This is a genomic window from Pseudomonas sp. GW823-FHT02C05 (assembly GCF_058797595.1).
The window spans coordinates 137,878-159,362 of record NZ_JBXAJU010000004.1; the positions used below are offsets into that span (position 1 = coordinate 137,878).

The 21,485-nt window shown below is 64.4% G+C and carries 17 protein-coding genes and 1 pseudogene; 5 read left to right on the plus strand and 13 right to left on the minus strand.

Going from position 1 to position 21,485, the window contains the following annotated elements; all coding sequences use genetic code 11:
* Positions 1-9: 9 nt before the first annotated feature.
* From AC1RGE_RS22000 to AC1RGE_RS22010, 3 genes are all read right to left on the minus strand, one after another.
* A complete protein-coding gene (locus AC1RGE_RS22000; RefSeq protein WP_016964291.1) occupies positions 10-1,260 on the minus strand; it encodes a sarcosine oxidase subunit beta family protein in 1,251 nt (416 codons plus the stop codon).
* Between the two features lie 23 nt (positions 1,261-1,283).
* Positions 1,284-2,537 (minus strand): serine hydroxymethyltransferase, encoded by a 1,254-nt coding sequence (locus tag AC1RGE_RS22005; protein WP_125062331.1) that lies wholly within the window; start codon positions 2,535-2,537, stop codon positions 1,284-1,286.
* A 312-nt stretch (positions 2,538-2,849) separates the two neighbouring features.
* The gene (locus AC1RGE_RS22010) at positions 2,850-3,590 is read right to left on the minus strand and encodes a TraX family protein (protein WP_210672114.1); all 741 of its coding nucleotides are present in this window, start codon (positions 3,588-3,590) and stop codon (positions 2,850-2,852) included.
* A gap of 100 nt (positions 3,591-3,690) precedes the next feature.
* Between AC1RGE_RS22010 and AC1RGE_RS22015 the strand changes: the two genes are divergently transcribed.
* The 3 genes from AC1RGE_RS22015 to AC1RGE_RS22025 all read left to right on the plus strand — a co-directional run bounded on the left by AC1RGE_RS22015 (position 3,691) and on the right by AC1RGE_RS22025 (position 7,379).
* Positions 3,691-4,731, plus strand: coding sequence for a threonine aldolase family protein (locus tag AC1RGE_RS22015; RefSeq protein WP_011063906.1), 1,041 nt, complete (start codon positions 3,691-3,693; stop codon positions 4,729-4,731).
* Positions 4,732-5,109: 378 nt separating this feature from the next.
* Positions 5,110-6,555, plus strand: a complete 1,446-nt coding sequence (locus AC1RGE_RS22020) for a purine-cytosine permease family protein (protein ID WP_015637303.1) — start codon at positions 5,110-5,112, stop codon at positions 6,553-6,555.
* Positions 6,552-7,379, plus strand: a complete 828-nt coding sequence (locus AC1RGE_RS22025) for a nitrilase-related carbon-nitrogen hydrolase (protein WP_011063908.1) — start codon at positions 6,552-6,554, stop codon at positions 7,377-7,379. Before AC1RGE_RS22020 ends, AC1RGE_RS22025 begins: the two co-directional genes overlap by 4 nt.
* 78 nt (positions 7,380-7,457) lie before the next feature.
* Here the strand turns inward: AC1RGE_RS22025 and gbcB are convergent, their stop codons facing one another.
* Positions 7,458-8,558 (minus strand): glycine betaine monooxygenase reductase subunit, encoded by a 1,101-nt coding sequence (gene gbcB, locus AC1RGE_RS22030; protein ID WP_011063909.1) that lies wholly within the window; start codon positions 8,556-8,558, stop codon positions 7,458-7,460.
* Positions 8,559-8,849: 291 nt separating this feature from the next.
* Here gbcB and gbca point away from each other — a divergent pair, with 291 nt between their 5' ends.
* The gene (gene gbca / locus AC1RGE_RS22035) at positions 8,850-10,145 is read left to right on the plus strand and encodes a glycine betaine monooxygenase oxygenase subunit (protein ID WP_011063910.1); all 1,296 of its coding nucleotides are present in this window, start codon (positions 8,850-8,852) and stop codon (positions 10,143-10,145) included.
* Positions 10,146-10,558: 413 nt separating this feature from the next.
* Here the strand turns inward: gbca and AC1RGE_RS22040 are convergent.
* The 7 genes and pseudogenes from AC1RGE_RS22040 to AC1RGE_RS22070 form a co-directional block, all read right to left on the minus strand.
* Positions 10,559-10,861, minus strand: a pseudogene (locus tag AC1RGE_RS22040) (GMC family oxidoreductase N-terminal domain-containing protein); the annotation flags it as partial.
* A gap of 1,177 nt (positions 10,862-12,038) precedes the next feature.
* Positions 12,039-12,809: an electron transfer flavoprotein subunit beta gene (gene etfB, locus AC1RGE_RS22045; protein ID WP_011063912.1), complete on the minus strand. Its 771-nt coding sequence runs from the start codon at positions 12,807-12,809 to the stop codon at positions 12,039-12,041.
* A 9-nt stretch (positions 12,810-12,818) separates the two neighbouring features.
* Positions 12,819-14,039, minus strand: a complete 1,221-nt coding sequence (gene etfA / locus AC1RGE_RS22050) for an electron transfer flavoprotein subunit alpha (protein WP_015637306.1) — start codon at positions 14,037-14,039, stop codon at positions 12,819-12,821.
* Positions 14,039-15,988, minus strand: coding sequence for a dimethylglycine demethylation protein DgcB (gene dgcB / locus AC1RGE_RS22055; RefSeq protein WP_072443626.1), 1,950 nt, complete (start codon positions 15,986-15,988; stop codon positions 14,039-14,041). The genes etfA and dgcB overlap by 1 nt, the downstream gene beginning before the upstream one ends.
* A gap of 114 nt (positions 15,989-16,102) precedes the next feature.
* The gene (gene dgcA / locus AC1RGE_RS22060) at positions 16,103-18,163 is read right to left on the minus strand and encodes a dimethylglycine demethylation protein DgcA (protein WP_093405240.1); all 2,061 of its coding nucleotides are present in this window, start codon (positions 18,161-18,163) and stop codon (positions 16,103-16,105) included.
* 15 nt (positions 18,164-18,178) lie between these two features.
* Positions 18,179-18,709, minus strand: coding sequence for a 4-vinyl reductase (locus AC1RGE_RS22065; RefSeq protein WP_011063916.1), 531 nt, complete (start codon positions 18,707-18,709; stop codon positions 18,179-18,181).
* A 161-nt stretch (positions 18,710-18,870) separates the two neighbouring features.
* Positions 18,871-19,848, minus strand: a complete 978-nt coding sequence (locus tag AC1RGE_RS22070; RefSeq protein WP_011063917.1) for a dipeptidase — start codon at positions 19,846-19,848, stop codon at positions 18,871-18,873.
* A 235-nt stretch (positions 19,849-20,083) separates the two neighbouring features.
* On the opposite strand from AC1RGE_RS22070, the gene AC1RGE_RS22075 reads away from it, so the two are divergent.
* Positions 20,084-20,485, plus strand: coding sequence for a lysozyme inhibitor LprI family protein (locus AC1RGE_RS22075; protein WP_019095253.1), 402 nt, complete (start codon positions 20,084-20,086; stop codon positions 20,483-20,485).
* Between the two features lie 108 nt (positions 20,486-20,593).
* On the opposite strand, the gene AC1RGE_RS22080 is transcribed toward AC1RGE_RS22075, so the two are convergent.
* Positions 20,594-20,944, minus strand: a complete 351-nt coding sequence (locus AC1RGE_RS22080; protein ID WP_492585037.1) for a hydroxyisourate hydrolase — start codon at positions 20,942-20,944, stop codon at positions 20,594-20,596.
* Positions 20,941-21,450, minus strand: a complete 510-nt coding sequence (locus tag AC1RGE_RS22085) for a nucleoside deaminase (RefSeq protein WP_041120175.1) — start codon at positions 21,448-21,450, stop codon at positions 20,941-20,943. Before AC1RGE_RS22085 ends, AC1RGE_RS22080 begins: the two co-directional genes overlap by 4 nt.
* Positions 21,451-21,485 lie beyond the last annotated feature (35 nt).

The following is a 21,485-nucleotide window of genomic DNA, read 5'->3' on the forward strand; positions in this document are numbered from 1 at the left end:
GTTGTCCTTTTAGTGGGCGACCGCAGCAGCGCCGTGTTCGTCGATCAGCGCACCGTTGTGGAAACGGTCGATGGAGAAAGGGGCGGCCAGAGGATGCATCTCGCCCTTGGCCAGACTGGCGGCAAACACGTTGCCCGAGCCCGGGGTGGCCTTGAAGCCACCAGTGCCCCAACCGCAGTTGAAGAACATGTTCGGCACCGGGGTCTTGGAAATGATCGGACAGGCGTCCGGGCTGGTGTCGACGATGCCGCCCCACTGGCGGTTCATGCGCACTCGGGAGAGGACCGGGAACATCTCGACGATGGCCTGGATGGTGTGCTCGATCACCGGGTAGGAGCCGCGCTGGCCGTAGCCGACCCAGCCGTCGATACCGGCACCGATCACCAGATCGCCCTTGTCCGACTGGCTGATATAGCCGTGCACCGCGTTGGACATGATCACGCTGTCGATGATCGGCTTGATCGGCTCCGACACCAGCGCTTGCAGCGGGTGGGATTCGATCGGCAGACGGAAGCCCGCGAGCTTGGCCATGTGCCCGGAGTTACCGGCCGTGACCACACCGACGCGCTTGGCGCCGATAAAGCCCTTGTTGGTCTCGACGCCGATGCACACGCCGTTTTCCTTGCGAAAGCCAATGACTTCAGTTTGCTGGATCAGGTCCACGCCCAGGGCGTCGGCGGCCCGGGCAAAACCCCAGGCCACGGCGTCGTGACGGGCCACGCCGCCACGGCGCTGGACCGTGGCGCCGAGGATCGGATAACGGGTGTTTTTCGAGCAATCCAGGTAAGGAATCTCGTCCGCCACCTGCTGGGTGTTGAGCAACTCGCCATCGATGCCGTTGAGGCGGTTGGCACTGACCCGACGCTCGGAATCACGGATGTCTTGCAGGGTGTGGCACAGGTTGTAGACCCCGCGCTGGGAGAACATCACGTTGTAGTTGAGGTCCTGGGACAGGCCTTCCCACAGTTTCATGGCGTGCTCGTAGAGCTGCGCAGACTCGTCCCACAGGTAGTTGGAACGCACGATGGTGGTGTTGCGCGCGGTGTTGCCGCCGCCCAGCCAGCCTTTTTCCACCACCGCGACATTGGTGATGCCGTGCTCCTTGGCCAGGTAGTAGGCAGTGGCCAGGCCATGCCCGCCACCGCCGACGATGACCACGTCATAGACCTTCTTCGGGGTCGGCGTGCGCCACATCCGCTGCCAGTTTTCATGGTGGCTGAGAGAGTGCTTGAAGAGGCCGAAGCCCGAATAGCGTTGCATAGTCATTGCTCCAGTTGCGGCTCTCAGCGGTAAACCGGGAAATCAGCGCACAGGGTCGCCACCTGGCGAGCGACATTGGCCTCGACATCGGCATCGCCGAGGTGGTCGAGGATGTCGCAGATCCAGCCCGCCAGTTCGGTGCACTGGGTGACCTTGAATCCGCGGGTGGTGACCGCCGGGGTGCCGATGCGCAGGCCGGAAGTCACAAACGGCGACTGCGGGTCGTTGGGCACGGCGTTCTTGTTCACGGTGATGTGGGCACGGCCCAGAGCGGCATCGGCATCTTTACCGGTCAGGCCCTGACGAATCAGGCTGACCAGGAACAGGTGGTTGTCGGTGCCGCCGGACACTACATCGTAGCCGCGTTTGATAAACACGCCGGCCATGGCCTGGGCGTTGTCGATCACTTGCTGCTGATAAGCCTTGAAGCCAGGTTCCAGCGCTTCCTTGAAGCACACCGCCTTGGCCGCAATCACATGCATCAGCGGACCGCCCTGGGCGCCGGGGAATACCGCGGCGTTGAGTTTCTTCTCGATCTCTTCATTGGCCTTGGCCAGGATCAGGCCGCCACGGGGACCGCGCAGGGTCTTGTGGGTGGTGGTAGTGACCACGTCGGCATAGGGCAGCGGGTTGGGATACAGACCGGCGGCCACCAGCCCGGCGACGTGGGCCATGTCGACGAACAGCAGCGCCCCGACCTTGTCGGCGATCTGCCGGAAGCGCGGGAAGTCCAGGGTCTTGGAGTAGGCCGAGAAGCCGGCGACGATCATCTTCGGCTTGTGTTCCACGGCCAGGCGCTCGACTTCGTCGTAGTCGATCAACCCGGTGCGGGTGTCGATGCCGTACTGCACCGCGTTGTACAGCTTGCCCGAGGACGACACCTTGGCCCCGTGGGTCAGGTGGCCGCCATGGGCCAGGCTCATGCCGAGGATGGTATCGCCGGCCTGCAGCAGGGCCAGGTACACCTCGCTGTTGGCCGAAGAACCGGAGTGCGGCTGGACGTTGGCGTAGTCGGCACCGAACAGTTGCTTGGCGCGCTCGATGGCCAGGGCCTCGACCTTGTCCACGTGCTCGCAGCCACCGTAGTAGCGCTTGCCCGGATAGCCTTCGGCGTACTTGTTGGTCAGGCCGCTGCCTTGCGCCTGCATCACCCGCTTGCTGGTGTAGTTTTCCGACGCGATCAGCTCGATGTGATCTTCCTGGCGTTGTTCCTCGGCATTGATGGCCGCCAGCAGTGCATCGTCGTAACCCTGGATCTGGTCTTGCTTGCTGAACATCACGTCTCTCCCAGCGGCGGCGGTGCGCCTTTCGTCTCGGTGAGGCGAGCCTTACAGCTACGCCCTTTGGATGCGATGGTATGACCGGGAAGGGGAACTCAAATGCCTATGGACGCCACGCAAAGGTGCGTTTACGACATGCCCTGGCGTGCGGAGATAAATGCCTGCCCGCACCACCCGCCAACGGCTCTGGATCGGGCCTGTCCTTCCCCCGCAACGCAACGCTCTCTGCCGTAGGAGCCGGCTTGCCAGCGAAGAGGCCCGCAAGCCGGGCGCAAACCCTCACGGGCGCCTTCGCCGGCAAGCCGGCTCCTACAGGGCTGCGCGCAGGGCCAGCAGCAGGAGAAAGTGCGCCGGGTACAGCAGGTAGGCCCAGCGGCGCATGGCCGGCACCGACCTGCCACGCAGCCCCCGCAGCAGCATCAGCCCCAGCCACGGCGCCAGCAGACAAGCGGCAATACCGCAGGTCGCCACCTGATTGCCCAGGCGCGCCGCCGGGAACAAGGTTTCCCATTGATTGGCCGCCAGGCACAGCGCCCCAGGCAGCAGGCTGAAATACCAGGGCCGGCGCAACACCAGTACCAGGGCCAGCGGCAGCAACACCCCGAAGGCGCCGAACATCAGCCGCTCGCTGAAAACCACCGCCAGCAGCGAGGCCAGCAGGCCAAGCCCCAGGTCCAGGCCTCTGCGCCGCTGCCAGCCGCGAGCCACCAGCAGGCCCAGGGCCAGGGTGGGCAACACATTCAAGGTATCGGGGTCGGGAATGAACAGGCGATAGGGAATCTCGCTCAGCAGGCTGAACAGCAGCAACCAGCCCAGGTAGCGCCATGGGCCGGGCCGGCGGTCGATTTCATCCCTGGCCCGGGTCAGGTTCACCGCCATGGCCAGGCAGAACCAGGGAAACGCCAGGCGCCCGGGTACGTAAAGCCAGTCCAGGCTCAGGCCCACATAACGCAGGTGATCGAGGACCATGCTCAGCAGCGCCAGCCATTTCAGCGCATCCAGCGCCCCGTCGCGCCGGGCAGTGTCGGGTTTCAGCATCGCGTCACGCATAAATCCTTATGGGCCATGCATTATTCCGGCATAAACAGAGCGTGTGCTGGGCCATTATTCTTGGTTAAAGTGCGCACCATCATCGACCACGGAGCCGGCCATGACCGACAAGAGCCAACAATTCGCCAGCGACAACTACTCCGGCATCTGCCCCGAAGCCTGGGCCGCCATGGAGCAGGCCAACCACGGCCACGAGCGCGCTTACGGCGACGACCAGTGGACCGCTCGCGCCTCGGATCATTTCCGCAAACTGTTCGAAACCGATTGCGAAGTGTTCTTCGCCTTCAACGGCACCGCCGCCAACTCCCTGGCCCTGTCGTCGCTGTGCCAGAGTTACCACAGCGTGATCTGCTCGGAAACCGCCCACGTCGAAACCGACGAGTGCGGCGCCCCGGAGTTCTTCTCCAACGGCTCCAAGCTGCTGATCGCCGGCACCCAGAACGGCAAGCTGACCCCGGAATCGATCCGCGAGATCGCCCTCAAGCGCCAGGACATCCACTATCCCAAGCCGCGGGTGGTAACCCTGACCCAGGCCACCGAGGTGGGCAGTGTCTACACCCCGGAAGAAGTTCGCGCCATCAGTGCCACCTGCAAGGAACTGGGGCTGAACCTGCACATGGACGGCGCGCGCTTCTCCAACGCCTGCGCCTTCCTCGGCTGTACCCCGGCGGAGCTGACCTGGAAGGCCGGCGTGGACGTGCTGTGCTTTGGCGGCACGAAAAACGGCATGGCGGTGGGTGAAGCGATCCTGTTCTTCAACCACAAGCTGGCGGAAGACTTCGACTACCGCTGCAAGCAGGCTGGCCAGCTGGCCTCGAAAATGCGCTTTCTCTCCGCGCCCTGGGTCGGCCTCCTGGAAAACGACGCCTGGCTCAAGCACGCCCGCCACGCCAACCACTGCGCGCAGCTGCTGGCCCAACTGGTGGCCGACATTCCTGGCGTGGAACTGATGTTCCCGGTGCAGGCCAACGGCGTGTTCCTGCAACTCTCGGAACCGGCCATTGCCGCACTGACGGCCAAGGGCTGGCGCTTCTATACCTTCATCGGCAAGGGTGGCGCGCGCTTCATGTGCTCCTGGGACACCGAGGAAGACCGCGTGCGCGAACTGGCAGCCGACATCCGCACCGTCATGAGCGCCTGACCCACCCCCCGCCTGTAGGAGCTGGCTTGCCAGCGAAGAGGCCCGCAACCCGGGCGCCGCGCTCACCGACGCCTTCGCCGGCAGCCGGCTCCTGCAACGGCCAGCGCACCTCCCACCCCGTAGGAGCTGGCTTGCCAGCGAAGAGGCCCGCAACCCAAGCGCCGCGCTCATGGACGCCTTCGCCGGCAAGCCGGCTCCTGCAATGGCCAGCGCACCTCCCACCCCGTAGGAGCTGGCCTGCCAGCGAAGAGGCCCGTCAAGCACGCCCCCTTCATCAGTTCACAAATTCCTGAACTGATTATTTGCCCCCACTGATTCAACAACCGCAGCGTTTGTCCGAGACTCCGGGGTCGACCTATAAAAATAAGGCTGTACCCCATGACGACTTCTTCTTGCGTCACCGAGAACGCCCAGCCTCCCGGCCTGAAGATCGAAACCCGTTCCATCGACTACGTGCCGCGCAACGAGCGCCACGGCAAGGTCTGGCACCAGGGCCCCTTCTGGTTCACCGGCAACTTCGTGCTCACCACCATGGTCACCGGTTTCACCGGCGCAGCCCTGGGCCTCGCCCTGCAATACGCCATCCTGGCGATCGTCATCGGCGTCTGCCTGGGCACCTTCTGCATGGCCTTCCACGCCAACCAGGGCCCGCGCATGGGGCTGCCGCAGATGATCCAGTCCCGCGCCCAGTTCGGCCTGCGTGGCGCCATCGTGCCGTTCACCGCCGTGGTGTTCGTCTACATCGGCTTCAACGTGTTCAACGTGATTCTCGCCACCGATGCCATCAACACCGTGATTCCCGGCGCCCGGGCGCCCTGGTACACCCTGATGATCGCCGTGGCGGTGCTGATCGCGGTGATCGGCCATGACCTGCTGCACACCGTGCAGCGCTGGCTGACCTACGTGATGATCAGCGTGTTCGCGGTGCTCACCGTCAGTGCCCTGCTGACCCTGCAGGCCGACTCGGCCCTGGCCGACCCGCAGTTCTCCTGGTCGGCGTTCCTGATCCAGCTGTCGGCCGCCGCCGGCTACCAGATCAGCTATTCGGTGTACGTCTCCGACTACTCACGCTACCTGCCGCACCAGACGCCGTCGCGCCAGGTGATCTTCTGGACCTACCTGGGCGCCGCCGGTTCGGCCCTGTGGCTGATGTCCCTGGGGGCGTTCCTGGCTTCGGCCCTGCCCTCCCCCGATGCCATCGCCAGCGTGCGCGAAGTGGGCAACCGAGTGATCCCCGGCTTCGGCACCTTCACCGTGCTGATCGCGGTGCCGGCGCTGGTGGGCATCATGGCGGTCAACTGCTACGGCGCCATGCTCACCGGCATCAGCGCCATCGACGGCTTCAAGTCGATCAAGCCCAACCTCAAGAGCCGGGTCTGCGGAATCGTGCTGGTGGCGGTGGTGATCTTTCTCATCGCCATGAACATTCCCGAGAGCTACCTGGGCAGCTTCAACACTTTCGTGCTGCTGATGCTGTATTTCCTGGTGCCCTGGACCGCAGTCAACCTGGCGGACTTCTACCTGGTGCGCAAAGGTCGCTATGCCATCAGCGACATCTTCAATCACACCGGGATCTATGGCCGCTGGTCCAGCGCCGGGCTGCTGGCGTATTTCCTCGGCCTGCTGGCGATGGTGCCGTTCATGTCCCTGAGTTTCTTCCAGGGCCCGCTGTCCCAGGCCCTGGGCGGCGCCGACATTGCCTTCGTGGTTGGCCTTGCCGTGGCCGCGCTGGTCTACTGGGCGCTGACCCGCAACCTGGACCTGGACGCGGAGCGCCTGGCCATCCAGGCCAGCGAGCAGCAACTGGAAGGAGGCGCGCAATGATTCCTCAGGCATCCCTCAAGGTGGCCTGCCAGCAAGTGGCCCCGCGCATCGGCGACCTTAAGTACAACCGCGCCCTGGGCGCCGAGGCGATACGCCAGGCCGCCGCCCGCGGCGCCCAGGTGGTGGTGCTGCCGGAACTGGTGCAGAGCGGCTATGTGTTCAGCGACCGCAATGAAGCCCTGGCACTCTCGGAAAGCCTCGACGGGCCGACCCTGAGCCTGTGGAAAACCCTGGCCGAAGAGCTGCAGGTGGTGATCGTCGGCGGCTTCTGCGAGCGCCTGGACCAGGAGCGCGTGGCCAACAGCGCGGCGCTGGTCGAACCCGAAGGCAGGCTGACGCTGTACCGCAAGGCCCACCTGTGGGATCGGGAAAACCTGATCTTCACCCCAGGCGACGAACCGCCGCCGGTGGTGGCGACCCGCTTCGGGCCGATCGCCATGATGATCTGCTACGACTTGGAGTTTCCCGAGTGGGTGCGCCTGCCAGCCCTGGCCGGCGCGGCCCTGCTGTGCGCCCCGGTGAACTGGCCGGATGGCCCGCGCCCGCTGGGCGAGCGGCCGGCGGAGATGGTCCGGGTGCAGGCCAATGCGGCGGTCAACCGGATGTTCATCGCCGCCTGCGACCGCTGCGGCGAGGAACGTGGAGTGAACTGGGTGGGCGGCTCGACCCTTGTCGATGCCGACGGTTATCCACTGGCGGGCAGGGATCGGGAAAGCGCCGAGCAGTTGCTGTTGGCGGAGCTGGACCTGACCCAGGCCTGGCACAAGTCCATCAGTGAACATAACCATGTGCACCTGGATCGGCGCCCGGCGTTGTATCAGTAACCGAAGGATCAGCTTGCACCTGTTCGCTGGCAAGCCGGCTCCTACAGCAAACGGATGCAGGGGCCGGTTTGCCGGCGATCAGAACTCCACCCGCACGTCGCCCTTGGGCACGCTGCAGCAGGACAGGATGTAGCCTTCGGCTTCGTCTTCCTCGGTGATCCCGCCGTTGTGCTCCATCTCCACCTCGCCCCCCAGCTTGAGCACCTTGCAGGTGCCGCAGATGCCCATGCCGCAGGCCTTGGGAATCATCAGGCCAAGCTTGGCCGCCGCCGCGTGCACGGTTTCCCCGGGGGCCACGCGGATGCTCTTGCCCGAAGCGGTGAACTCCACCTGATGCAGGTCCGCCAGGTCCGGCTCCGGCGCCTCGGCCGCCTGTTCGGCGTGTTCCACCGCATCGGCCCGGGCTTCGGCCGGGGTCGCGCCGAAGGATTCCTCGTGGTAGCGCGCCATGTCGAAACCGGCGGCTTCCAGCAGCCGCTTGACCGCGCTCATATAGGGCGTGGGGCCGCAGCAGAACACTTCCCGCTCCAGGAAATCCGGGGCCATCAACTCCAGCATCTTGTGGTTCAGGTAACCGCGATAACCGGCCCAGGGCTCGCCCAGGCCGTGCTTTTCGCAGATCAGGTGCAGGCTGAAGTTGTCGATCCGCGAGGCCATGTGCTCCAGCTCGCGGTGGTAAATGATGTCCTTGGGGGAACGGGCGCTGTGGATGAACACCATGTCGACGTTGGCGTTGGTGTCGTAGAACCAGCGCGCCATGGACATCACCGGGGTAATGCCGACGCCGCCGCTGAGGTAGAGGATCTTCGGCGCCGGAAAGTCGATGGCGTTGAACAGCCCCACCGGCCCGTGCACCGCCAGTTCCTGGCCTTCGTGCAGGGTGTCGTGCAGCCAGTTGGAGACCTTGCCGCCGGGCACGCGCTTGATGGTCACCGAGAAGCTGTAGGGCACCGAGGGCGAGCTGGAGATGGTGTAGGAACGCATCACCGGCTGGCCCTCGATCTCCAGCTCCAGGGTGACGAACTGCCCAGGCTTGAAGAAGAACATGATCGGCTGGTCGGCCATGAAGCAGAAGGTCCGCACGTCCCAGGTTTCCTGGATGACTTTGACGCAACGGACGATGTGACGGCCATTGGCCCAGGTCTGGGTGGTTACCGGGTTGAGGAAGGTGTTGGACATGCTGTTCTCCACGGCCGACGGTCGGCGTCTTGTCAGCGATTCTGCGTAAGGCTTCTCGCGCCCATTTACCTATCTGCGACATTCACATGCTTATCGCGACCAGCCCCCAGCTGCCGGGGCTGGCGCGTCGGGAACAGATTGGGCCATGTCGCCCATGGATAAGGTTCTTGGCGCCTGCGGACCCACACTCGCCTCAACGACAACAGCCGTTTTTTTCGTGACTTGCGTAGCACCCACCGTAGCCACTAATTAATTCGCCGGCCGCACTGAACGGCCATGAGGACTTGAACGATGGACGTCACCGCAACCCTGAGCTTGGGCGATCCGCTGGAACCTGCACGCAAGGCCACTGCACAGATGCTGCAGGAACGTGAGCGGACCTTTTCCCTGCCGCAGCCGTTCTACTGCGATGAAAGGCTGTTCGATATCGACATGCAGGAGATCTTCCAGAAGGAATGGCTGATCGCCGGCATGACCTGCGAGATCCCTACCAAGGGCAACTACATCACCCTGCAGATCGGCAAGAACCCGATCATCGTCATCCGCGGCGCCGACGGCGTGGTCCACGCCTTCCACAACGTCTGCCGCCACCGCGGCTCACGGCTGTGCACCAGCGACAAGGGCAAGGTCGCCAAGCTGGTCTGCCACTACCACCAGTGGACCTACGAACTGGACGGCCGCCTGCTGTTCGCCGGCACCGAGATGGGCGCCGACTTCGACATGAAGCAATACGGCCTGAAACCGGTGAACGTGAAGACCGCCGGCGGCTACATCTTCATCTCCCTGGCCGAGAACCCGCCGGCCATCGACGACTTCCTCGCGACCCTGGCCCATTACATGGAGCCCTACGACATGGAGAACACCAAGGTGGCGGTGCAGACCACCTTGCATGAAAAGGCCAACTGGAAGCTGGTGCTGGAGAACAACCGCGAGTGCTACCACTGCGGCGGCTCGCACCCCGAATTGCTGAAAACCCTGCTGGAATGGGACGACGTCACCGACCCGCGGGCCGACCAGGCGTTCAAGGACCACGTGGCCGCCTCCGCTGCCGCCTGGGAAGCCGAGAAGATCCCTTACGCCCACGCCAGCTTCGGCCTGCGCAACCGCATCGTGCGCATGCCGCTGCTCAAGGGCACCGTGTCCATGACCCTGGACGGCAAGCAGGGCTGCGCCAAACTCATGGGCCGGATCAAGAACCCGGACCTGGGCTCGATGCGCATCCTGCACCTGCCCCACTCGTGGAACCACTGCATGGGCGACCACATCATCGTGTTCACCGTGTGGCCCATCAGCGCCCAGGAAACCATCGTCACCACCAAGTGGATCGTGCACAAGGACGCCGTGGAAGGCGTGGACTACGACGTCGAGCGCATGCGCCAGGTGTGGGACGCCACCAACGCCCAGGACCGGCGCCTGGCGGAAGAGAACCAGCGCGGCATCAACTCCACCGCCTACCAGCCCGGCCCGTACTCCAAGACCTACGAGTTCGGCGTGGTCAATTTCGTCGACTGGTACAGCGAGCGCATGCTGAGCAACCTGGGGGCGGAACCGGCGCCTTACCTCAAGGGTGTTCCGGTCACCGGCTGACACTGCAAGCACCGTAGCGGCTACAAGGCTTGTGTAGCCGCTGCCGCAGGCTGCGAACGGCTTGGGCGGCATTCCGACGCAGCAGGCGCAGCGATCTTGAGAGCGCCTGGGTTCGGCGGAAAACCGTCAAGCAAGGTCCTGCGGACCTTGTCCGCAGCCTCGCGGGCTCGGCAGCGGCTACAGGGCCTTCAGGGCCGCGACCAGCTGACCGCGCCGGTCTCGCCGATGAAGGTCTCGCTGATCTGCGGGCCGTCCAGCCTCACCTTCACATAGCCATTGCGCACCCGTAGCGGGTAGTTCGGATCGTCTGCCGAAAGGGTTTCCGACCATTGCACCTGGGTGTTGCCCTTCAGTTCGCTGGTAACGCCATAGGGAATCGCCCATGGCCGATGCAGCGCCCATACATGCCGTCCCTGGGCGCTGTCCAGGTACTGGAAGCGCACGATCCAGCCGTCGCCGTCACGCTCCAGATGACGCACCTGGGCCTGGCAGAAAATCTGCGCACCGTGATTGCAGGCGTCCGGCAAGTAGTTCATCAGGGTGGTGTTCTTGGCCTTGTTGTTACAGCCCCAGACGCAGTCGCCACAGTGGTTGCACGGCAGTTGCTCGACCCCGGCGTGGCTGAGGTTGTTGGGCAACTTGGCGAAGGTCACGTTGATCGGCGGCTTGTAGAAATGCGCCCCCTGCTTGAGAAAGTCCGCGGACTTCTGGTTGGCCTGGAACTTGGCCAGGGAAACACAAACTGTGGAAAAAGTGCCAACCGGCGGCAGCCCGAGGGTGCAGCTATAGGCGGGTGCGCTGGCTGGTGGCGCGGCGGCGGGTGCGTCGAGGGAGAAAGGCGCGGATCGCAGAAGCCTGTGATAAACGACAGTCCATTGCCTGAGCTCCCGGGAACCGGATGTGGATAAGTAACTGCCAAGTCCTTGTGGCATCAGTGAAGACAGGCCACTTGCCAGTGTCAAGGCAGCCATTAGAACTGTATGAAATTTGATCTATTGCCGTGCAAGCCATGGATTACAAGGGGTGCAGCCTTCGACGAACACCTTATCCACACCTTGGCCCACAGCAACTGTGGGCAAGTTCCTCTGGCATGGGGATATTTCGCCGGGCAATGGCAATAAAATCCGTGACTTATGAAGAAAGTGCTGTTTCACAAGGTATTGATCATTTTTTGAACATAGCCATCAAAGCCACGTACTCAGAGGGCTACAGAGGAAGGCGAACACCTTATCCACAGAACGGCCAACAGACTTTGGGGGCAACTCGGGTGCACGAGTCATGCACTGTGGAAAACCGCCAGAAGCCGCGCATTATCAGGGGCACGCCAGGATATTCTGCGGAAAAACCAGCATTTGGTCGTTTTTTGAACAAAAGCTTGAAAGCCCCGTTCTGCAAGGGATACAGCGCTAAGCGAACATCTTATCCACAGAAGCGCCAACAGACTTTGGGGGCAACTGCTGTGCAAAAGTCTACCCGACGGTTTTCCCATCATGGAAAAAACGCCATAAAAAACCCCGACTTAGCCTGATCAAAAATCGTACAGGCGGCGCCAGGGCCCGCTGCACAAGGGCTGGAGCGAGGCGCGAACACCTTATCCACAGGTCCGCACACAGGGATTGTGAGTAACCCTACCCCCCTGTCGCGAAAGACGGCCGGGAATTGTGCAAAACCGCGCTGGCCTCTTCGCCGGTAAGCCGGCTCCTACAGGGCATCGGTGCATTTCCCCTTGTGGGCACTGGCTTGCCAGCGCACGGCTGCGCCCGGGAATTGTGCAAAACCGCGCTGGCCTCTTCGCCGGCAAGCCGGCTCCTACAGGGCATGGGTACATTTCCCTCCCGTAGGAGCTGGCTTGCCAGCGAACAGCGGTGCCAGGGGTTGTGCATAACCCTGAGGTCAGCGCACTACGCCTTCTTCGATGAGCAATTTGAGAATGGCTTCGGCACCCGCCTCAGGGCTGACGCCCTTGAGTACCTGGCCGGTGCCGCCGCTGGCCTTGGCGGTAGCGGCTTTCATGCGGTCGGCGCCGCTCTTGGCCTTGATCACTTTCAGGCGCTTGGGCCGCGGCTTGGCCGGTTGCAGGCTGGAGCCTGTGAACAACTCGTCCTCCACCACCAGCACCTGGTCGGTTTCGAGCACGCCCCGGCGCGCCGGGCCGTAGGCGCTCTGGCGCGGCTTGGGTGCGGCGTTATCCACAGTGGCGAGGAATGGCAGGCGCACCTTGAGCCGGCGTCGCTGGCCGCGAGGCAAGGCTTGCAGGACATGGGCCACGCCATCGCCCAGGGACTCGACCTGGGCCAGCCCCACCACCAGCGGCCAGCCGAGGTTTTCCGCCAGCAGGAATGGCAGCATCCCCGAGCCCTCGCCGGTTTCCGCCTGGCTGCCGGTGAGCACCACCTGGGCGCCGGCATGACGCAGGTACTGGGTCAGTGCCGGCAGGGCATCGGCGCCCGCCGGCTGCTCCAGCACATGCAGCTGTTCCAGGCCCATGCCCAGGTAGGCGCGCAGGGCCGGTTCGGCTACATCGCCGGCATGCAGCACCTGCAACTGCGCACCGGCCAGTTGCAGGCCCAGTTCCACTGCCCGGGCATCCTGTTCGGCACGCCGCGGGCGGCCGGAGGTGGGGTGGGCGCCAATCGAAATCAGGCTGATTACATTGCTGTGCATAACATCCCCTTAAGCCGCATCGCGCTTGGCGTCGTTGCGGTAGGCCGCTACCGCCGCGATCAAGGCCTTGAGAATCTCCGCGCTGTCGCCAATCACCGACAGGTCGGCACGCTTGATCATGTCGCAACCCGGGTCGAGGTTGATCGCCACCACCTTGTCGCAGGCACCAATGCCTTGCAGGTGCTGGATCGCTCCGGAAATCCCCACCGCCACATAGACCCGCGCGGTGACCCAGATACCACTGGCCCCCACTTGCCGGTCGCGGGCCATGAAGCCGTCGTCCACCGCCACCCGCGAAGCGCCTTCGGTGGCCCCCAGGGCGGCGGCGGTCTGGTGAAACAGCGGCCAGTCCTTGACCCCGTTGCCCCCGGAAAAGATGAATTCGGCCTCGGCCATGGGAATCGCCGCCGGGTCCACCGCCACTGCGCCCAGGTCTTCGATCCGCGCCAGGCTGCGGGCCACGCTTGTGGATAACTCCACCGGCAAGGCTTCGTGGCGGGTTTCGCTGACCGGCTCCGCGCATTCGGCGGCGGCCAGGATCAAGCGCGCGACCGGCCGCGCCAGGTCCTGCAGGCCCGCGCCGGCACGGCCGATGCACTGCCCGTCCTTGACCTGCCAAACTCGGGTCGCCGGGCGTTCGCCCAGGGCCGCGGCAAAGCGCCGGCCCAGTTCGCCGCCGCCGGTGCGGCTGTCGGGCAGCAGCCAGTGGCGCGGGCTGAACTGGTTATCCACAGCCCGCAGGCCCTGCACCCGTTGTTCCGGTGCATAACCTTCGAACTCGCTGCCTTGCAGCACCAGCAGGCGGTCGACACCCGCGGTGGCGAAGGCCGATTCCTTGTGTTCGCCGAACACCACCGCCAGCACCGCGCCGTCCTGGCCCGCCAACTGATGGGCCAGGCCCAGCAGGTCGCGGTCGTGGCTGCTCAGGCGGCCACCGACCATGTCCGGCACCACGCTGATGTAGAACGCCGGCTGCGCCACTTGATGCAGCGGCAACTGCACCTCGGCCGCTGCCGTGCGCTTGGCGCTGCCGCCCTGCTGGGCGCCACTGCGGTCGATGCGCTTGAGGCCGTTGGGGCCGATGAAACCGATGCCGTGGGGGTTCTTGCGGATCAGGCCATTGGGCCCCATCCAGCTGTGTTGCGCCGGCTGCATGGCCGCGTGCAGCGGGTGCAGGCGGTTGCGGGCGATCCACTCGGCCCGGGGATCGCGGCGGATAATGTCGCTCATCAGTGCACCTCCGCAGGTTCAGGTTTCACCGACGCCGGCGCTTTGCTCGGGGCGGCGTCTTCGAGCAAGGCATCGGCTACCAGTTCGGCGATGTCCTTGATCATCGGCCGCGGCTCCACCACCCCTTCGAGCATCGCCGTGCACTGTGGACAACCCACGGCCACCAGCTCGGCGCCGGTTTCGCGGATGTCCTGCATGCGCATGTCGGGAATCCGTTGCTTGCCCGGAATGTCGGTGATCGGCGCGCCGCCGCCACCGCCGCAGCAACGGGAACGGAAGCCCGAGCGCTGCATTTCCTTGATCTCGATGCCCAGGGCCCGCAGTACGTCCCGAGGGGCTTCGTACTCACCGTTGTAACGACCCAGGTAGCAAGGATCGTGATAGGTCACGCTGCTGCCCTTGTGCTGGCCCAGGTTCAGCGCACCGGCGCCGATCAGCTCGGCCAGGTAGGTGCTGTGGTGCTGCACCAGGTAGTTGCCATCGAAGGCGCCGTACTCGTTCTTCAGCACATGGAAACTGTGGGGATCGCAGGTGACGATGCGCTTGAAGCGGTACTTGGCCAGGGTCTGGATGTTGCGCTTGGCCAGCAGCTGGAAAGTCGCTTCGTCGCCCAGGCGCCGGGCCACGTCACCGCTGTCGCGCTCTTCCAGGCCGAGCACGGCGAAGTCCACCTTGGCCGCCTTGAGCACTTTGACGAAGGCCCGCAGGGTGCGCTGGTTGCGCATGTCGAAGGCGCCGTCGCCGACCCAGAACAGCACGTCGGTGCTTTGTTTGTCGCTGAGCAGGGACAGGTTCAGGTCCGCCGCCCAGTTCATCCGCCCGCCGGGGTTGAAGCCGCCGGGGTTGTCGGTGGCAATGAGGTTTTCCAGGACCTCGGCGCCCTTGTTCGGCGTGGCGCCCTTCTCCAGGGTCAGGTGGCGACGCATGTCGACGATGGCATCGACGTGTTCGATCATCATCGGGCATTCCTCGACACAGGCCCGGCAGGTGGTGCAGGACCACAGGGTCTCGGCGTCCACCAGGCCGTTGACGATGGGCTGGTGCGGGTTGCCGCCGTGTTCGCCGATGGCCTTGCCAGGGTACGGGCTGCCAGCGAACTGCGCGTCGGTACCGCCGGCCAGGCCGACCACCATGTCCTGGATCAGTTTCTTCGGGTTCAGCGGCTGGCCGGCGGCGAAGGCCGGGCATGCCGCCTCGCACTTGCCGCACTGCACGCAGGCGTCGAAGCCCAGCAACTGGTTCCAGGTGAAGTCCTTGGGCTTTTCCACCCCCAAAGGCGCGTTCGGGTCTTCCAGGTCCAACGGTTTGAGGCCGGTGGAGCGCCCGCCACCAAAGCGCTCGGCGCGCCGGTGCCAGGCCAGGTGCAGGGCGCCAGCGAAGGCGTGCTTCATCGGCCCGCCCCAGGTCATGCCGAAGAACAGCTCGGACACGCCCCAGAGCACACCCAGCGCAAGCAGCGCCGCCAGCAGCCAGCCACCGAAGTTTTCCGGAAGGATCCCGGCCACCGGCAGGGTCGCCACGAAGAAGCTCACGGAGAATGCCAGCAGGCTTTTGGGCAGGCGCATCCACGGCCCTTTGGACAGCCGCGCCGGCGGGTTGCGCCGACGCTTGGCGACGAACAGTGCGCCGACGAACATCAGCGTGGTGGCCAGCAGCAAGGCATAACCCAGGATGCGGTTGTGCAGGCCGAAACCGTGCACCAGGATCGCCAGCACGGCGGCCAGGACAAAGCCCCCCGCCGTGGCCACGTGGGTGTTGGCCATGTATTTGTCCCGGGCCACCACGTGGTGCAGATCCACCATGTAGCGCTTGGGCATGGCCAGCAGGCCGCCAATCAGATCGACCTTGGAGGCTCGCCCCCGGCGCCACATGGCCACGCGTCGCAGCGCGCCAAGGACCGCAAGGCCGATGGCGGCGAACAACAGAATGGGAAGAAGGGTGTTCAACATGGTGGAGCTCCCAAAGACCTGGGGCCTTGTAGGAGCTGGCTTGCCAGCGATCAGGCAGCACGCGGTATCTCGCCAGTGCCGATCGCCGGCAATCCGGCTCCTACAGGAAGTGGCTTAGAAATCCTTGCACAGGCGCAGTGCGTCGTAGATCGCGGCATGGGTGTTGCGCTGGGACACGCAGTCGCCGATGCGGAACAACAGGTAGCCCTCCCCCGTCTCGCTCAGGCACGGCTGCGGCTTGATCGCGAACAGCGCCTCGACGTCCATCTGGCCCTTGTTGCGCGAACCTTCCTTGAGCCCGTAGTAGAGCTCCTCGTCGGGACGCACGCCGTTTTCCACCACCACCTGATCCACCACCCGTTCTTCCCGGGCGCCGGTGTATTCGTTCTCCAGCACCGCCACCAGCTTGTCGCCCTCGCGGTAGACCTTCTCCAGGGTCAGGTCCCCGGTCATGATCACTTCCTTGGGGTACAGGCTGCGGTAGTAGGTAGGGAACGAGGTGCCGCCCACAGCGATGCCCGGCTTGATGTCGTCGGTGACAATCTCCACTTGCGAACCCTTGTCGGCAATGAAGTCGGTGACCGACATGCCGGTGAACTCGCAGATGGTGTCGTACACCAGCACGTTCTTGCCCGGCGCCACCTTGCCGTCGAGGATGTCCCAGCTGCTGACCACCAACCCTTCGGCGGCGCCCCAGTGCTCGTTCTGCTCGATGAACGGATGGCCGCCCACGGCCAGCACCACCACGTCGGGGCGCAGGTCGAGGATGGTCGCGCTGTCCGCCGCGGTGCCCAGGCGCAGGTCGACTTTCAAGCGCGCCAGTTCCAACTGATACCAACGGGTAATGCCGGCGATCTGGTCCCGTTGCGGCGCCTTGGAGGCCGTGGTGATCTGCCCGCCAATGGCATCCTTCTTCTCGAACAGGGTCACGTCATGGCCACGTTCGGCCGCCACGCGGGCGGCTTCCATGCCGGCCGGTCCGGCACCGACCACCACCACCTTGCGCTTGATGCCGGTGGTTTTCTCGATGATGTGCGGCACGCCCATGTACTCACGGGACGTGGCGGCGTTCTGGATGCACAGCACGTCCAGGCCCTGGTACTGGCGGTCGATGCAGTAGTTGGCGCCGACGCACTGTTTGATCTGGTCGATCTGGCCCATCTTGATCTTGGCGATCAGGTGCGGGTCGGCCATGTGCGCGCGGGTCATGCCCACCATGTCGACGTAACCGCCTTCGAGAATCCGCGTGGCCTGGTTCGGGTCCTTGATGTTCTGCGCGTGCAGCACCGGGACCTTGACCACTTCCTTGATGCCCGCCGCCAGGTGCAGGAACGGCTCCGGCGGGAAGCTCATGTTGGGGATCACGTTGGCCAGGGTGTTGTGGGTGTCGCAGCCCGAACCCACCACGCCGATGAAGTCCAGCATGCCGGTGTCGTCGTAGTACTTGGCGATCTGCTTCATGTCCTCATGGGACAGGCCGTCCGGGTGGAACTCGTCGCCGCACAGGCGCATGCCCACGCAGAAATCGTCGCCCACTTCAGCGCGTACCGCCTTGAGCACTTCCAGGCCGAAACGCATGCGTTTCTCGAAGGTGCCGCCCCATTCGTCGGTGCGCTTGTTGACCCGCGGGCTCCAGAACTGGTCGATCATGTGCTGGTGCACCGCCGACAGCTCGACACCGTCCAGGCCACCGGCCTTGGCCCGGCGCGCGGCCTGGGCGTAGTTGCCGATCACCCGCCAGATCTCCTCCGGCTCGATGGTCTTGCAGGTGGCGCGGTGCACTGGCTCGCGCACCCCGGACGGCGACATCAGGGTCGGCCAGTTGAAACCGTCCCAGCGCGAGCGCCGGCCCATGTGGGTAATCTGGATCATGATCTTGGCGCCATGCTTGTGCATGGCGTCGGCCAGGTTCTGGAAATGCGGGATGATCCGGTCGGTGGACAGGTTCACCGAGCTCCACCACTCCTGGGGGCTGTCGATGGCCACCACCGAGGAACCGCCACAGATCGCCAGGCCAATGCCGCCCTTGGCCTTTTCCTCGTAGTACTTCACATACCGTTCGGTCGTCATGCCACCGTCGGTGGCGTAGACCTCGGCGTGCGCAGTGCTCAGCACACGGTTGCGGATGGTCAGTTTGCCGATCTGGATCGGCTGGAACATCGCTTCGAAAGCCATTTTTCTTAACTCCGCTTACAACGGTTTGACGACGAACAGGCCATCGTCGTGGCCTTCTTCGGAACCACCGTAAACCTGCTCTGCCACGGTGCGGATCTTGCTGCCACGGGCCGCCAGGATCTGGTCCATGGCACCGGCGAACCAGCCGGTGAACATGTAGTCCACCTTGCGCCCGACCTTGCCGTACACGTAGACGAAGGCCGAGTGTTCGAGCTTGACGCTGGCGGTGCCTTTATCCAGGTCGATGTCCTGGATCTTGAACAGGCCCCAGCCGCGCTGGGACAGGCGCTTCATGTAGTGCTCGAACACTGCGACGCCTTCCAGGCCGTGGCATTCGGCTTCTTTTTCACACCAGTGCCAGGCGGACTTGTAGCCGGCCTTGTAGAGGATCTCGGCGTAGGCATCGGCGCCCAGTACTTCCTCGATGCCCATGTGGTTGTTGACGAAGAAATGCCGTGGCACGTAGAGCATCGGCAGGGCGTCGGAGGTCCAGACACCGGTTTCGCTGTCGACTTCGATAGGCAATTGCGGGGCGATCTTGGCCATGTTTCAAAACTCCGGAATTCTGTGGATAAGTACGTCTGTAGCCGCTGCCGCAGGCTGCGAAAAGGCTCGAAGAGCCTTCCGAGGGCCGCAAGAGCGCGTCTCCTTCGGAGCCGATCGCAGCCTGCGGCAGCGGCTACAGGAATGTGCTGTGGGGGGTGGCCTTATTCGCCCCAGACGTCCTTCAGGACGCTGACCCAGTTCTCGCCCATGATCTTGCGCACCACGCGCTCGCTGTGGCCGCGCTTGAGTAGGGTCTCGGTGAGGTTGGGGAACTCGCCCACGGTGCGGATGCCCAGGGGGTTGATGATCTTGCCGAAGTTGGTCAGGCGCCGGGCGTAGCCCTTGTCGTGGGTCAGGTATTCGAAGAAGTCCTGGCCATGGCCCTGGGTGAAGTCGGTGCCGATGCCAATCGAATCTTCACCGACGATGTTCATGGTGTATTCGATGGCTTCGGCGTAGTCGTCGATGGTGGAGTCGATGCCCTTGGCCAGGAACGGCGCGAACATGGTCACGCCGACGAAACCGCCGTGGTCGGCGATGAATTTCAGTTCGGCATCGGACTTGTTGCGCGGGTGCTCCTTGAGGCCCGACGGCAGGCAGTGGGAGTAGCAGACCGGCTTCTTGGATTCGAGGATCACTTCCTCGCTGGTCTTGGAACCAACGTGAGACAGGTCGCACATGACCCCGACGCGGTTCATCTCGGCGACGATCTCGCGGCCGAACCCGGAGAGCCCGCCATCACGCTCGTAGCAGCCGGTGCCCACCAGGTTCTGGGTGTTGTAGCACATCTGCACGATGCCCACGCCCAGCTGTTTGAACACCTCGACGTAGCCGATCTGGTCTTCGAAGGCATGGGCATTCTGGAAGCCGAAGAGGATGCCGGTCTTGCCCAGCTCCTTGGCCTTGCGAATGTCCGCGGTGGTGCGCACGGGCATCACCAGGTCGCTGTTTTCGCGGATCAGCTTCTGGCTGGAGGCAATGTTGTTGACCGTGGCCTGGAAACCTTCCCAAACCGACACGGTGCAGTTGGCTGCGGTCAGGCCGCCCTTGCGCATGTCCTCGAACAGCTCGCGGTTCCACTTGGCAATGATCAGCCCGTCGATAACGATGCTGTCGGCGTGTAGTTCGGCTGGGCTCATCAGGCTGTCCCCTTATTGGCGATTCATGCGCCGAATCGTCTGCCGGCGCTTTGGGGTCAGCATATGCTTGAGGGCCAGGGCGCCTGGGTGCAAAAACGACAGGGGAATTGCCGAAAGCGTCAAGCGCCGACAAAGGGCCGGACGGAGGGCATGGGTGGCCTCTGTTCTTTGCCCGGGGCTTGCGCCAGAATTCGCCGCTTCAACGAAAGCGTCACTGGATGAGGGCAGCGCTGCAATGAAACCGATCTTCCTGGCCTTGTTACTGATAACGACAGGCGTACAGGCGGCCGAAGAGGCCGACAACACGCCCTGCGACGGCGTGGAAAACGACGTGCAGACCCTGGAATGCGCGACCTACAACAGGACCACCGCCGAACAGTTGCTGGGCGACAACGTGCAGAGCCTGCTGGAACGCCTGGGTACCCTCTATGGCAGCGACAAAGGGCAACTGGCCGACATCAGCGCCAAGGTCAAAAATGCCCAGCAACTGTGGCAGAAGCAGCGCGACGCCGACTGCGCGATGGAGTCCTTTCCGGCCAAGCCCGGCACCAAGGCCTACACCATCGCCACCAATGACTGCCTGGCGCGCATGAGCGACGAACGCTCGGAGTTCATCGAATCCATCGCCCAGGAATGACCCGCCACCGCTAGGAGCGGGCCGGCCCGCGAAAAGCGCTCTGGCAAACCGGTTGTGGTGGCTGCGAGCGTTTCGCGAGCACGCTCGCTCCTACAGGTCAGCGCCGGGTCAGGCGCCACCGCGAAAGCACGAGACGCCCCAGGCGGTGAGCTTGAACGGCAGGTGGTAGTGCTGGCGCGGATCATCCAGGCCGAAGCGGTACACCAGCACCTCGAGGAAGGGCACCGGCGGCAGCGCCTGGCCTTGCTCGCGATAGAACGCCGCCACGTCCAGCTCCACTTCGTAGACGCCCTGGCCGAAGCTCGCCGAGCGCTCGGCAAGCTCGCTCAGCAAGCCGTTACTGGCAATTCGCCCTGCGCAGAGCAGCTCGCCGCCCAGGCGGCGCACCCGCACCGCCATGCCTTCGGCCACCTTGCCGCTGGCGACGTCCACCACATGGATGGATAGGCCGCCGTTCATTTCCAGAAGCCCTTGTGCGCCAGCGCGGCCTCGCTCTCAAGCATCGGCCCGAACACCGGGATCTGCCGCTGCCCACGGGCGAACACTTCGCGGCACGGCAGGGAAAAGGTCGGGTTTTCCGGGTGGTCGCCGGTCAACTCCAGCAGCTCATGTTCAGACAAGGCGTAGACCACCCGACCAATGCCGGTCCAGTAGATGGCCCCGGCGCACATGCAGCAGGGCTCGGCGCTGGTGTACAGGGTGCACTCGGCCAGGGCCTGGGGGCTGAGGCGCTTGGCCGCCAGCGCCGCTGCCGCCAGTTCGGCGTGCTGGGTCGGGTCGCCTTCGGGGGGCATCGAGTTGTTGCCGGCGCTGGCGATGACCTTGCCGTCGCGATCGGCCACCAGGGCCGCGAACGGATGACGGCCGCGGGCCTTGGCCTCTTCGGCGAGCTGGATGCTCTGGCGCAGCAAGTGCAGGTCCAGTTCGGTGACGCCGGCAGGGATGGAAGAAAGAATCTGGGTCATCTTGACCTCCTTTTCATGGGCAGGAGCCGCCACAG

Excerpts from the sequence above, each read along its gene's own strand:
- AC1RGE_RS22000 (WP_016964291.1), bottom strand. The coding sequence starts at position 1,260 with ATGCAACGCTATTCGGGCTTCGGCCTCTTCAAGCACTCTCTCAGCCAC.
- AC1RGE_RS22005 (WP_125062331.1), bottom strand. The coding sequence starts at position 2,537 with ATGTTCAGCAAGCAAGACCAGATCCAGGGTTACGACGATGCACTGCTG.
- AC1RGE_RS22010 (WP_210672114.1), bottom strand. The coding sequence starts at position 3,590 with ATGCGTGACGCGATGCTGAAACCCGACACTGCCCGGCGCGACGGGGCG.
- AC1RGE_RS22015 (WP_011063906.1), top strand. The coding sequence starts at position 3,691 with ATGACCGACAAGAGCCAACAATTCGCCAGCGACAACTACTCCGGCATC.
- AC1RGE_RS22020 (WP_015637303.1), top strand. The coding sequence starts at position 5,110 with ATGACGACTTCTTCTTGCGTCACCGAGAACGCCCAGCCTCCCGGCCTG.
- AC1RGE_RS22025 (WP_011063908.1), top strand. The coding sequence starts at position 6,552 with ATGATTCCTCAGGCATCCCTCAAGGTGGCCTGCCAGCAAGTGGCCCCG.
- gbcB (WP_011063909.1), bottom strand. The coding sequence starts at position 8,558 with ATGTCCAACACCTTCCTCAACCCGGTAACCACCCAGACCTGGGCCAAT.
- gbca (WP_011063910.1), top strand. The coding sequence starts at position 8,850 with ATGGACGTCACCGCAACCCTGAGCTTGGGCGATCCGCTGGAACCTGCA.
- etfB (WP_011063912.1), bottom strand. The coding sequence starts at position 12,809 with ATGCACAGCAATGTAATCAGCCTGATTTCGATTGGCGCCCACCCCACC.
- etfA (WP_015637306.1), bottom strand. The coding sequence starts at position 14,039 with ATGAGCGACATTATCCGCCGCGATCCCCGGGCCGAGTGGATCGCCCGC.
- dgcB (WP_072443626.1), bottom strand. The coding sequence starts at position 15,988 with ATGTTGAACACCCTTCTTCCCATTCTGTTGTTCGCCGCCATCGGCCTT.
- dgcA (WP_093405240.1), bottom strand. The coding sequence starts at position 18,163 with ATGGCTTTCGAAGCGATGTTCCAGCCGATCCAGATCGGCAAACTGACC.
- AC1RGE_RS22065 (WP_011063916.1), bottom strand. The coding sequence starts at position 18,709 with ATGGCCAAGATCGCCCCGCAATTGCCTATCGAAGTCGACAGCGAAACC.
- AC1RGE_RS22070 (WP_011063917.1), bottom strand. The coding sequence starts at position 19,848 with ATGAGCCCAGCCGAACTACACGCCGACAGCATCGTTATCGACGGGCTG.
- AC1RGE_RS22075 (WP_019095253.1), top strand. The coding sequence starts at position 20,084 with ATGAAACCGATCTTCCTGGCCTTGTTACTGATAACGACAGGCGTACAG.
- AC1RGE_RS22080 (WP_492585037.1), bottom strand. The coding sequence starts at position 20,944 with ATGAACGGCGGCCTATCCATCCATGTGGTGGACGTCGCCAGCGGCAAG.
- AC1RGE_RS22085 (WP_041120175.1), bottom strand. The coding sequence starts at position 21,450 with ATGACCCAGATTCTTTCTTCCATCCCTGCCGGCGTCACCGAACTGGAC.